At 42.2% G+C, this 12,888-nt stretch carries 11 protein-coding genes; 10 read left to right on the forward strand and 1 reads right to left on the reverse strand.

Annotation, left to right across the window (positions count from 1 at the left end; genetic code table 11):
* The first annotated feature begins 25 nt into the window (after nt 1–25).
* A complete protein-coding gene (locus tag GO620_RS06390; RefSeq protein ID WP_157523647.1) occupies nt 26–385 on the forward strand; it encodes an iron chaperone in 360 nt (119 codons plus the stop codon).
* A 2-nt stretch (nt 386–387) separates the two neighbouring features.
* On the opposite strand, the gene GO620_RS06395 is transcribed toward GO620_RS06390, so the two are convergent.
* Nucleotides 388–2,172, reverse strand: coding sequence for a glycoside hydrolase family 15 protein (locus tag GO620_RS06395; protein ID WP_157523648.1), 1,785 nt, complete (start codon nt 2,170–2,172; stop codon nt 388–390).
* A 312-nt stretch (nt 2,173–2,484) separates the two neighbouring features.
* Here GO620_RS06395 and GO620_RS06400 point away from each other — a divergent pair, with 312 nt between their 5' ends.
* From GO620_RS06400 to GO620_RS06440, 9 genes are all read left to right on the forward strand, one after another.
* Nucleotides 2,485–2,682: a cold-shock protein gene (locus GO620_RS06400; protein WP_157523649.1), complete on the forward strand. Its 198-nt coding sequence runs from the start codon at nt 2,485–2,487 to the stop codon at nt 2,680–2,682.
* A gap of 113 nt (nt 2,683–2,795) precedes the next feature.
* Entirely contained in the window at nt 2,796–4,058 is a 1,263-nt protein-coding gene (locus tag GO620_RS06405) for an MFS transporter (RefSeq protein WP_157523650.1), read from the forward strand.
* 43 nt (nt 4,059–4,101) lie between these two features.
* On the forward strand, nt 4,102–5,010 hold the full coding sequence (hemF, locus tag GO620_RS06410; RefSeq protein ID WP_157523651.1) for an oxygen-dependent coproporphyrinogen oxidase: 909 nt from the start codon (nt 4,102–4,104) through the stop codon (nt 5,008–5,010).
* A 10-nt stretch (nt 5,011–5,020) separates the two neighbouring features.
* Nucleotides 5,021–5,419: a hypothetical protein gene (locus GO620_RS06415; RefSeq protein WP_157523652.1), complete on the forward strand. Its 399-nt coding sequence runs from the start codon at nt 5,021–5,023 to the stop codon at nt 5,417–5,419.
* A gap of 54 nt (nt 5,420–5,473) precedes the next feature.
* The gene (locus tag GO620_RS06420; protein WP_157523653.1) at nt 5,474–6,775 is read left to right on the forward strand and encodes a serine hydrolase domain-containing protein; all 1,302 of its coding nucleotides are present in this window, start codon (nt 5,474–5,476) and stop codon (nt 6,773–6,775) included.
* A 229-nt stretch (nt 6,776–7,004) separates the two neighbouring features.
* Nucleotides 7,005–9,638 carry a DNA gyrase subunit A gene (gene gyrA / locus GO620_RS06425; RefSeq protein WP_157523654.1) on the forward strand — a complete coding sequence of 878 codons (2,634 nt, stop codon included), beginning with the start codon at nt 7,005–7,007 and terminating at the stop codon, nt 9,636–9,638.
* A 7-nt stretch (nt 9,639–9,645) separates the two neighbouring features.
* On the forward strand, nt 9,646–10,758 hold the full coding sequence (locus tag GO620_RS06430; RefSeq protein ID WP_157523655.1) for a tetratricopeptide repeat protein: 1,113 nt from the start codon (nt 9,646–9,648) through the stop codon (nt 10,756–10,758).
* Nucleotides 10,759–10,762: 4 nt separating this feature from the next.
* Entirely contained in the window at nt 10,763–12,013 is a 1,251-nt protein-coding gene (locus tag GO620_RS06435; protein WP_157523656.1) for a tetratricopeptide repeat protein, read from the forward strand.
* A 477-nt stretch (nt 12,014–12,490) separates the two neighbouring features.
* Entirely contained in the window at nt 12,491–12,694 is a 204-nt protein-coding gene (locus tag GO620_RS06440) for a hypothetical protein (RefSeq protein ID WP_157523657.1), read from the forward strand.
* The last annotated feature ends 194 nt before the right edge of the window (nt 12,695–12,888 follow it).

A 12,888-nucleotide genomic window follows, 5' to 3' on the forward strand; every position in this document is an offset into this window, starting at 1 on the left:
TCGAACCACACTAAACGACACCTTTATGTCACAGCAAACAGTTATAGATCAATATACCGCTAATGCGCCATTGCAATTTCAGGACGCGCTTAAGAATATTTGCCAGGTGATAAGAGAAACCGTGCCGGGCGCAGATGAATCAATTACTTACCAGATTCCAACCTTCAAAGTAGATGGCAAAGCTGTTGGTGGTTTTGGGTTTTTTTCTAAGCATTGCACATATTTTCCTTTTAGCGGCAGCTTGTTGGCCAATTTTAAAACAGAACTTGCTGGTTATAGCCAAACTAAAAGCGGCGTACATTTTACGCCTGATAAACCCATACCGGATGAATTAGTAAAGCAATTGGTCAAAGCCAAATTGCTGTTTAACGCTAAGCAGGAGTAACCTTATAAAAATATTGGCCTATCCAGTTTCATAGCTATACGATAGGCAGCATTCATCAAACCTACATGGCTATACGCTTGCGGGAAGTTACCCCACATACTACCGTCTGCTTCGTCAACGTCCTCGCTAAATAATTTCAGATCGTTACAATACGGCAGTAAATTTTCAAACTCTTTTATGGCATCATCCAGGCGGCCTACACAAGCTAAAGCCTCTACATACCAAAATGCGCAGATAAGAAAGGTTGTGTGCGGTTTACCAAAATCATCTGCATGTAAATACCTGTAAAATAATCCTTTAGGAGTCTTAAGCTCATTCTCTAATGCAATTAAATGATCCTTAGCCCGCTGGCTCGAAGGGTCAAGATAATTCATCATGATCAACTGCAAGGTACTGGCGTCTAAATAAGTTCCGCCCGCGGCAGCAGTATAGCATTTACGTTCGGGATCGTAGCAACTTTCTATATGTGCCGCCGCGCGTTCTTTCAAAGAAATTGCCCGTTCAACCAATGGTTGGTTGTTTATTGTACGCGCCATTTTTTCTGCCGCGTTGGCACCAGCCCATTGAAATAGGTTACTATAGGCATGCACGTGCGCCATGTTTCTAAATTCCCAAATCCCCGCATCTTTCTCATCTATGGTATGCTCGATCTTGTCTAACAGGTAAGAAATCCATTTATCAGAATCTTTTCGCTCAGCAAATATGAAGCGGTGGTCTGTATAAAGCGGGAGGACTGACACCAACACCTGTCCGTAGATATCGTTCTGTACGTGTTCTGATGCCTGATTACCGATACGCACCGGCATTTCACCTTCATAACCCTCGAGCGGCACAATTTTCTCTTCCAGATCTTTTTTACCGGTTATGCCATAAAGCGGTTGATAACGTTCGTCATCAGAAAAAGAAATGTCTGTGATGTAAGAGAAATACTTCTCCATCTCCTCGAAATGGCCTATGTGGTTTAAAGAGGTAATCACATAATAGGTATCTCGCAGCCAGCAATAGCGGTAATCCCAATTACGTGTACTGCCCGGAAATTCCGGTAAACTGGTAGTACTCGCTGCTATTATAGCCCCAGTGTCTTCATATTGATGGATCTTTAAAGCCAGCGCGCTACGAATAACATAGGGTTGGTAAAACCCTGCTATGTTAGAGTGCTTGATCCAGGTGCGCCAGTAGCGGGTAGTTTCGCTAAGGAAACGTTCCATTGTGCTGGTGAGCGGTGCTTCCAATGGTTCACCATAAGTTAGTACCAGGTATTTACATTCGTTAAGGACAAACGCGTGCTCATCAAATACATAACTTATGGGAATGTTTGTAGTTAAGCGTATGCGTTCATCACCACCTAAATATTGGATATGGTTGCTGCCACGATTGACCGTTAGTTCGGTTTCACCATAGTCAGACATCGGCCGGCATTTTACAGTAACCCTAGGCGACCCTTCAATGGCTTCAATTTTTCGTACCAGCATCAACGGCTTGTAGTAGCGTTGATGCTCGTGAAAGCGTGGAGCGAAATCGGTTATACGATACTTTCCGCCACCATTTGCCAGCGTAACATCAGTAATAAGTATATTGGTATTGTCCAGGTAATATTGCTCAGATTGGAAGTCGCCGGTAGGGCGGATAGAAAATTCGCCGCCTTTAACCTTATCCAGCATGGTGCCGAAGATGAAAGTGCTGTCGAACCGTGGCCAGCAAAGCCAGTCGATATTGGTGTTTTTATTAACGTGGGCTAAGTAGCTGCAATTACCTATAATGCCCGTCTGGTATACGTGTCTTGGCATAAATGCCGAACAAGCCTTATCACTATTTGTTCGGCAAAAGTTTTTTTAGGCTTGGCAGGTAGTTATTATCTGTGTTTAAACTTTTGATATTTATAATATTTGTTAGGCGGGTTAGGTTTCCTAACTCGTTGGCAGGCAACATGTTTTTTTATTTCAAGCCTTAATAAATTTTGATTTTATCAATTACAATTTTATATATTTGAAAAAGGGGCTTAATATCATCTGCTTTCTGATAATGGTTACCATTGTTTTTCAGTTTGGCTAAGAAATTACTCTATACTAAATCTAAATTTTTAACACGTATTTAAAATTATGGCAACCGGAAAAGTAAAATGGTTTAACACACAAAAAGGCTTCGGCTTTATTATTACAGAAGAGGGCAAAGACCTTTTTGTGCACTTTAAAGATGTACAAGGTGGTGTTAACGCAATTAAAGACAATGACAATGTTGAGTATGACGTTGAAGAAGGCAGAAAAGGCCTTCAAGCGGTAAACGTTAAAAAAGTTTAAATTAACACTTGCACATAAAGAAATTGAACCTTCGCAATAGCGAGGGTTTTTTTGTGCGACGGGTTTTCATCATACGGCAGATTTACTACATTAGGCCACCAATTAATTAACTAATGCCCCAAAACGATCAACAGCTAACTAAGAATGTAGTCTTTCTTGTACTGGTAGCAGCCCTTGGCTATTTCGTAGATATTTATGACTTGGTCGTTTTCTCGGTGATAAGATTGAAAAGCCTTGCGGACATAGGCGTGCCGGCTGCCGAAATGCGTACAACCGGGGCCTTTGTTTTAAACATGCAGATGGCCGGATTACTGGTTGGCGGCATTGTTTGGGGAATTATCGGCGATAAATTCGGCAGAGTAAAAGTATTGTTCGGCTCAATATTGCTTTATTCCTTAGCGAATTTTGCAAATGGTTTAGTTCACGATATCACGAGGTATGCTATTATTCGTGTTATTGCAGGTATAGGCCTGGCCGGGGAGCTGGGTGCAGGGATAACATTAGTAAGTGAAACGCTTAGCAAAGAAAAACGCGGCTACGGCACCATGGTAGTTGCGGTAATAGGGCTGTTTGGAGCGGTCGCGGCTGCACAGGTTGGCAAGCATGATTGGCGCACAGCTTATTTTGTTGGTGGGGGATTAGGTATCGTGTTATTAGCATTAAGGTTAGGCACCTTTGAATCGGGCATGTATAAGAATGTGGCAAAGATCAAAGTGGCAAAGGGTAATATGCTAATGCTTTTCAATAATTGGAGCAGGTTTTATAAATACCTGTGCTGTATCTTGATAGGTGCACCTCTTTGGTACGTGGTAGGAATATTGGTTACACAGTCGCCTGAGTTTGGCAAAGCACTCGGTGCTAAAGAGTTGTTAGATGCTGGTACAGGAATTATGTATACTTACATTGGTATCGCTATAGGCGATATTGCCGCAGGTCTGTTAGCTCAGTTGACAAAATCCCGTAAGCTAACCATGATGATATTTTTGTTGCTAACTGTGGTCAGTGTGGCCACCTACCTCGGCACTAAAAATATCACCGTTTCACAGTTTATAACCATTTGTTTCTTCATGGGCTTTACTGTGGGTTATTGGGCTACGTTCGTCACCATTGCTTCAGAACAGTTTGGCACTAACATACGCTCTACTGTGACTACTACAGTACCGAATTTTGTAAGAGGTGCCCTGATACCGATCAGCGCGATATTTGACTTATTAGTTGTGCATTATGGTATGATCACCAGCGGTTATATCATGATGGGCGCGTTAACTATCATCTCTTTATTTGCTCTTAGCCAGTTAAAAGAAAGCTTTAGCAAAGACCTGGATTACGTGGAGAGTGACGAAGATCCTGTTGGTCAATTTAATGTAGGATCTTGAAGTATATTCTGCTGGTACCGCTAATTTCTGCACTTTTGTTGCGATGATCTATAAGGAACAAATCGCTGAAGATTACAAACAAATCCAGGCCGATATCTGTGCCGCGCTTGAGGCAATGGATGGAAAAGCCAAATTTGCGAGCGAAGAATGGAATCGGGAAGGCGGGGGTGGGGGGCTTACCCGTATAATTCAAAACGGTGATAGCATCGAAAAAGGCGGCGTGAATTTTTCTGCAGTTCATGGCAAATTACCGGCGGCAATAAAAAAAGCATTCGGGACAGAAAACGACGATTTCTTTGCCACGGGCGTTTCTATCGTAATGCATCCCAATCATCCGATGGTGCCCATTATCCACATGAACATCAGGTATTTTGAAATGCCTGATGACACAGGAGCAGAGCCTATACGCTGGTTCGGCGGTGGGATAGACCTTACCCCTCACTATGTAATTGAACAGGATGCGCAATTTTTCCACAGTAAACTAAAATCTGTTTGTGATAAATATGATGACGGTTTTTACCCGCGCTTCAAGACTTGGGCAGATGATTACTTTTTTATCAAACATCGCGATGAGACCCGTGGTGTAGGTGGCATATTTTATGACCGGTTAAAGGCTGATGAAAATATAAGTTGGGATAATATTTTTGAATTTTCTAAGTCATTAGGGCGATCCTTCATAGATATCTATCCCGAACTGGTAAACCGAAATCGCAATAAAGCCTACAGCACAGAAAACCAGGAATGGCAATACATGCGCCGCAGCCGTTATGCCGAATTTAATCTGGTTTACGATGCGGGTACGAAATTTGGCTTGGAAACTAATGGGCGGATTGAGTCTATACTGATGAGTTTGCCGCCTATGGCAAAATGGATATATGATTTTAAGCCGATACCGGGCAGCGACGAAGAAAAGACATTATCTCTATTAAAAAAAGGCATCAGCTGGGCGTAATTGAATAATCATGAAAAGAATATTTTCTCTGCTAACATTAGCCACTGCTGCAGCATACGGCTTCAAAGTCAGCACACTTAAGGGCACTTACAAATATGCGGGCAGCGCAATTAACGGTAAATATGAGCCAAACTCTGAAGAGTTTAACATGGAACGCCGTTATGACAATGGAAAGTTTGATGCCTTTGTGCTCGAGGATGGTAAACAGCCGTTTAAATACCAGTCGGGCAAATACAAACTGAAAAATGATTCCTGTTTTGAAACGGAAACCTTCAACGCACAGTCGGCTGTTTTAACAGGCAAAACGTTAAAATATAGCTTCACTTTCCACCAGGACACCTTGATCTTGAAAGGGATATTACCTAATGGTAACGCTGCTGAAGAGCATTGGGTAAGAACAGGAAAATAGCAGCCTGTGTAACGTTACCTTTTTGAACGAAGTCTTAGATGAAATTAACATCTAATGAAACGTTTAAACCTTACACTCACAATTCTTGCCTTATCCATAATATGCTACGGTCAGGCAGTCCCAACATCACCCGCGCTAAATAATAAGTTTCAGCAGTTCATAAACGCGTATAATACCGGCGATACGCTTAAGTTTTGCGGATTTTATGCGTCAGAAACCCCAAATGACAAACTGATAGAAAAAAGCGTTAAGCAAACGCTAAGCGAATATTCATTTTCGGGAAAGCTGAAACTTATGAAAGTGAAGCCGACCTCACCGACGGAAACTACCATTGTTGCACGTAATGAAAGCTTTGGCTGCTGGTTCGAGATCTACTGGATAACCGATGCTAACCAACATTATAAAGAGCATCACATGCGCCCGATTCGCCTAAGCTCAGATTTTCTGCAAACAGGCCTGCTCTCGCAACAACAAGTACTTACAGAAGCTGACGCATACATCAAAGGCCTCGCAGACCAAAAAGTATTTGCAGGCAATTTACTGATCGCTAAAGATGGCAAGATATTATACAACAAATCTTTCGGTACCAATCCGGCAGGGGCGCCGAACACCTCGGCTCAACAATTCGACTTGGCATCAATGGGCAAGTTGTTCACAACTATCAGCGTTTTGCAACTAGCAGATCAACACAAATTATCACTCACTGACAGTGTTGGAAAGTTAATACCACAACTGAAAAACAAATCTCTGCGCGGCATAACCGTCGAGCAACTGTTAACACATACTTCCGGCATGGGCGACTTTTTCGAAGACCCGGCTTTTGATCCTATGAACGGTAAGAAATTTACCGAAGCGGATGTTATTCCTGCTATCGAGAAAGATCAATTGCATTTTCCACCGGGTAAAGAATTCCGCTACAGCAACACCGGCTTTTTACTATTGGGCTTGATAGTAGAAAAGCAGTCAGGGCAGGATTTCAAAACTTATGTGCGAGAGCATATTTTTAAACCTGCACAAATGATGTATAGCGAGCCGGCCAACGGCGCTGGTGGCGGCATGTCGACTGTTAACGACATTTACAGTTTCTCCAAAGCGATCAGTGATAATAAATTGTTGTCTCCTGCAACAACAAAGCAGTTTTTAACTTTCAATAATGCCAATTGGGGCTTAGGGCAGGAATATCAACAGTTAGGTAATGAAGTGATCACCGGTCATAGTGGCGGCTTTCCTGGCATATGTACCGAACTGAATATGTATCAAAATGCAGGTTACACCGTTGTTATCCTTTCAAATACAGAGCCGCCATTCGGCCATTTTATATCCGATAAGATCAAAGAATTGGTAGTGAGAAGATAAGGTGTTTAACCATATTCTCTGAAAGGCATCCAAAAACGGATGGCTTTTTTGGTCGGTGGAAGGATATCATTTTTAGCTTTATCCAGGGTGGTGATAAGCATGTGGAAAACGCCGGAATGTTAGTAAAAAACCGTTTACGGGCAGCTAATTTTCGTATCTTCGCAGGTCGGTGTAAAACCGATTGTTGAATGCCTTTAAAGGCACATGTCTGCTAAGAATTATTTAAAAAATGGCCGAAGATACTGAGAACCAAAACAATCACAACGAAGACCGGATAATCCCCATTAATATCGATGAAGAGATGCGATCAGCGTACATCGATTACTCGATGTCTGTTATCGTTTCCCGCGCCCTGCCTGACGTTCGCGACGGCTTGAAACCTGTTCACCGCCGTGTACTTTACGGTATGCTTGACCTGGGCCTTAATAATAATAAACCACATAAGAAATCGGCCCGTATAGTAGGCGAGGTGCTGGGTAAATATCACCCGCATGGCGATACTTCTGTATATGATGCTATGGTACGTATGGCGCAAGACTGGAGCTTACGTTATCCGTTTGTTAACGGCCAGGGTAACTACGGTTCAATTGACGGCGACCAACCTGCGGCAATGCGTTACACAGAAGCAAAGCTCGAGCGTATTGCAGAAGAAATGCTGGCAGATATCAATAAAGATACTATAGATTATCAGCTAAATTTTGACGACTCATTAGAGGAGCCAACGGTGCTGCCTGCAAAAATCCCTAACTTATTGGTGAATGGTGCCAGCGGTATTGCTGTGGGTATGGCTACCAACATGGCGCCACACAACCTTACCGAGGTAATCAACGCTACTGTAGCTTATATAGACGACAGAAATTCTGAAGTTGGCGATTTGATGAAACACATCAAAGGTCCTGACTTTCCGACAGGTGGTATCATTTATGGTGTTGAAGGTGCCCGCGAGGCGTTTGAGACCGGCCGTGGACGTGTAGTTATCCGTGCCCGTGCCGAAATTGAAACTTATGGTGGCGAGCGCGAGCGCATTGTAGTGAGCGAAATTCCTTATCAGGTTAATAAGGCTACAATGATAGAGCGTACCGCCGAGTTGATCAACGAAAAGAAGATCGAAGGCATTACTGCTATCCGCGATGAGTCTAACCGCGAAGGTATCCGCATAGTTTATGAGATCAAACGGGAGGCGAACGCATCTATCGTATTAAACAATCTTTACAAATACACCTCGCTGCAAACCTCTTTCAGCGTAAATAACATCGCGCTTGTTAAAGGGCGTCCAATGTTGCTCAATCTTAAAGACCTGATCCACCATTTTGTGGAACATAGGCACGAGGTTGTTGTACGCCGTACTAAATATGATCTGGCTGAAGCAGAAAAACGCGCGCACATTCTGGAAGGTTTATTGATCGCGTTGGACCATCTGGATGAAGTTATACAACTAATTCGCAGTTCAAATACACCTGACGAAGCCCGCGAAGGCTTGATGGAGCGCTTCGGCTTATCAGACATACAGGCACGTGCCATCCTGGACATGACGCTTCGCCGCTTAACCGGACTTGAGCGTGACAAGATAAAAGATGAGTACGCCGCCTTGATGGAAACCATCGCTTATTTGAAAAAGATACTGGACGACGAAGGTTTGCGTATGCAGATCATCAAAGATGAGTTGCTGGAAATAAAAGAAAAATACGGCGATGAGCGTAAAACAGAGATCGTTCATTCGGCTGCAGAGATGCAAACCGAAGACTTTATAGAAGACGAAGCGGTGGTTATTACCATCTCGCACGAGGGCTACATCAAACGTACCGCGCTTACCGAATATCGCAGACAGGCGAGGGGTGGCAAAGGCGCCATAGGCAGCAACAGCCGCGATGAAGACTTCATTGAGCACCTGCTTATTGCATCGAACCACAATTACATGTTGTTCTTTACAGAAGCGGGCCGTTGTTTCTGGTTACGCGTGTTTGAGATACCTGAAGGTACACGTACCTCTAAAGGCCGCGCCATACAGAACATCATCAATATTCCTAAAGAAGAAAAGATAAAGGCGTTTATCAAGCTGATCAACTTAAAAGATCAGGAGTATCTGCAGAACAACTTTATCATAATGTGTACCGCTAAGGGTACCATTAAAAAGACTTCGCTGGAGGCTTATTCTCGCCCGCGGTCTAATGGTATCAATGCTATCAACATTAACGAAGGTGATACCTTACTCGCTGCAAACCTTACTACCGGCACCAGCGAAATTGTTATGGCATTACGGTCGGGTAGGGCTATCCGCTTTAATGAATCAACCGTTCGTCCGATGGGCCGCAACGCGACTGGTGTTCGCGGTATTTCATTAGAGAATGAGCAGGACGAAGTGGTGGGCATGATCTCTATCAATGACGCAGGCACATCTGTTTTGGTTGTATCTGAAAAAGGCTATGGCAAACGAACAGACATCGACGACTACCGGGTAACAAACCGTGGTGGTAAGGGCGTTAAAACCATTAGCATAACTGAGAAAACAGGCAAACTTGTTGCCATTAAAGATGTTACAGATCAAGACGATCTGATGATCATAAACAAGTCGGGCATTATAATCCGTATAGCTGTTAGCGAAATGCGGGTAATGGGCAGGGCAACGCAAGGAGTGAGGTTAATCACGTTCAAGGGTAATGACGAAATTGCTTCTATCGCGAAAATTGAACACAGCGAAGAAGAGGAAATCGAAGATACATTAACGCAATTAGAAGGTACAGAAGGTACACTGTTACCAACTGAAGCTGAAACCTTGGGTGTACCTGATGATACCGAAGCGCCGGAAGATGTAGCAGATATTGACGAAGAAGATGCCGCATCGCCTGACGACGACAACGAATAAGTAAATTATGCAGAAGCGTAAATCCATTTTACTGCTTTTTATAGGGTTGTTCATAACACAATTTGCCTTTGGCCAGTCCGAAGCGTTAAAGGGTGTTGTGAACAACCTTGCTTTTTACCGCCAGCAAAAAGACTTAAAGTATTTAAGTAACGCAAAACGGCAGGTAGACAGTCTTATTCGCACAAAGCGCGACTCGAACAACGTTGAGAAGAACGTTTTTAAAGCGGTAGTTTACAGCAGCATTTTATACACAGACTCGTTAAATAAACTAAATCAGCCTGCTAACACGTTGCAGCAAACCACAGACCTTATTGACAAGCTTTCTGCCCGTCAAAAGATCTTTAGGTATAAAGTTGAGATGGACTTTGCAAAGCGCTGTATATCAAATGTGTATCTACGCACTGGGGCGAAGGCCATGCAGGCAAAAAGTTACGAAGATGCATTGAAGGCTTTTGAAAAGGCCTCGTTTTACGCACCTGCCTATAAGCCCATATATCGCTACATTGGATATACAAACACACAGCTGAGTAAATATGATGCCGCTGCGCAAACTTATGACAAACTTTTAGAAACAGATACTTTGCAAGCAGAAGACGTGCTTGCCGCTGCCCAAAGCCATTTAGCCTTGCATGACACTACAAAAGCTTTACAAATTGTGCAGCGGGGCCGAAAAGTATTGGTTAATGACCGTGCCCTGCTTTTCGCGGAAGCCAACATATATCACAATCGTGGCGACTACAGATCTTTGCAGCCGCTTTTAGAGCAGCTGGTAAATTACAACAGTGGGAGTGCCTTTGTGGCATTTATGGCTGCCAACTGCTATGACCATCTTAACAAATTCGACCAGGCGGAATCTATGTATCTGCAATCATTAAATTTAAACGCAAAAAGTTATGATGCAGCGTTTAATCTTGCACTGCTATACTTTAAATTATACACTTTAAATCAGGGTGAGGCGCAGAAAAATATAGAACGGGCCATTCAATGGTTTGAAAAAGCAAACACTATATTGCCAAACAATTTGCAGTGTTTGCAAATGTTGCAGTGGGCTTATCTTAAAGACCGAAACGTAGATCAATTAGACAAAATAAACTTTAAATTAAAACAACTAACAAACTAACGCCATGAAAATGAAGACCTTAATGACGGGCATTTTTGCTTTTGCTGTTACGGCAGCTTTTGCCCAGAAAGGGGAGTTAAGCAATGCCCAAACTGAGTATGATAAATATGAGACCGCACGGGGCCAGAAAGTAACAGCAACACTTGCGGCTACAAGTATCGCTAATGCAAAAACTTCTATAGACAAGGCGGCTGCCAACGAAAAAACATCTGTAATGCCGCAAACATGGGCTTTAAAAGGTGCGATCTATTCGTCGTTAGCTGTTCAAGATTCTGTAGATGCTACATCGGCACCACTTTACAGCGCTGCAGCAGACGCGATCAAGAAAGCAAAAGAACTGGATACGAAAGGTGAAAATAAAAAACTGATTGACCACGCTAACCTTAACCTGGCCCAGTATAACTTAAGCAGGGGCGTAAAGCTGTACCAATCTAAAGACTATGCAAACGCATACAAATCTTTTGATGCATACCGTACCATTTTGCCCGAAGATACTAACGCTATCTACTATAGTGGTTTAGCTGCAACGCTTTCAGAAAATTACCCTGCGGCTATAAGCAATTACAATAAATTGCTTACCACCAATTATTCAAATAAAGCCGGCGTTTACAAAGATTTGCCTACAATTTATTTAATGCAAAAGGATACCGCTAATGCCTTGAAGGTGTTAAACGATGCCATTGCCAAATATCCAACCAACCCGGATTACCGCAAAAGAGAGATCGAAATCAACTTGCAAAGCGGTAAAACTAAAGAGGTTTTAGATAAAATCAACACTGCGATCACCAACGATCCAAAAAACAAATCTTTGTACTATTACAGCGGTTTGGTTTATTCAACAATGGCTGATAATACTACGAAACAAATTAAAACAGCAACCGCTGCCAATAAACCAGCCCTGGAAAAAAGCAAAGCCGATGATTTGGCTAAAGCTGCAGAAATGTACAAGAAAGCCTTAGAGTTAGATCCAAACTATTTTGAGGCTAACTTGAATATGGGGTATGTAACTATCAACCCGGCTATTGAAATGTATAACGCCGCTAACAAATTGCCCGCTAACAAGCAAAAAGAATATGATGCAGCCGTAGCCAAAGCCGGTGCACAATTTGATTTGGCGAAACCATATTTGTTAAAAGCAGTAGAACTAAATCCAAAATCTGAAGATGCATTGCGTAATCTTAAAACTTACTATTTAGGAAAAAAGGACAACGCTAATGCAACTGCTATTCAAAAACAAATAGACGCATTAAAATAATCAAGGAGCCTCCAAATAAATGGAGGCTTTCTTTGAAATGTTGTACTTAACATAATATTAATTATAGGACTGTGATTTATGGGTGCACAGTTCTTTGACATACAGGTTCTTACAAAAACAATTAAATAGAGAAACCCTGCAAAAATTTTATTAAAATTTTTATTGAGGGTTTTCTCGCTTGCTAAGTTCGCTTAGCAATTCTTCTAAAAAATCTTCATGGACTAGATAAAAACATTCAATGCTTTTGCGTTGCGGTTTTGTCTGATCCATCCAAATATAGGACGTTATTTTATCTACGTTTTTAAAGATTTTCTCAGCGTAATCCTTGTACTGATAGATTACGGTACTCTGGACTTCCTTGCTCATGACTTTTTTATTCTCGCAGAAAATATAAACTCTCCTAAAACGAAACTTTGGCATCTCGCCAAAATATGCTAATACTTTTAGTAATTCAAGCTTAACTTATAAACAAACCTTATGGAATTATCTCCTAACCACAGAGAGGCGTTGTTGGATGTACTTCAACAATGTGCCGATGACGAAACAAACATTCGTGGAGTTATTGGTCGTTCAAGTCATGACCAATTAATCACCGACGCATGTGAAATAGACCTTTATCTCTTACGTGAAAAGGTTAAAATCATTAGACAAGCTTTGATCACCAATGTAATTGATTGCTAATGGATGATGTATACGTATTATGCTGGCCTGATGGGCAATTCTACTGTTATCGTAGTGTGTCTAATGACCAGCGAACAAAAAACATTTCCCATGCGATGATGACAGGCAATTTTGATATGGCCGCAAACATATGCCATCGTACTGGCTGTAATGTCTTCAAACTAAAACCAGTTCCTATAACTGACGTTTAGTCT

Source organism: Mucilaginibacter ginkgonis (assembly GCF_009754905.2).
In the GTDB taxonomy this organism is placed as follows: Bacteria; Bacteroidota; Bacteroidia; order Sphingobacteriales; family Sphingobacteriaceae; genus Mucilaginibacter; species Mucilaginibacter ginkgonis.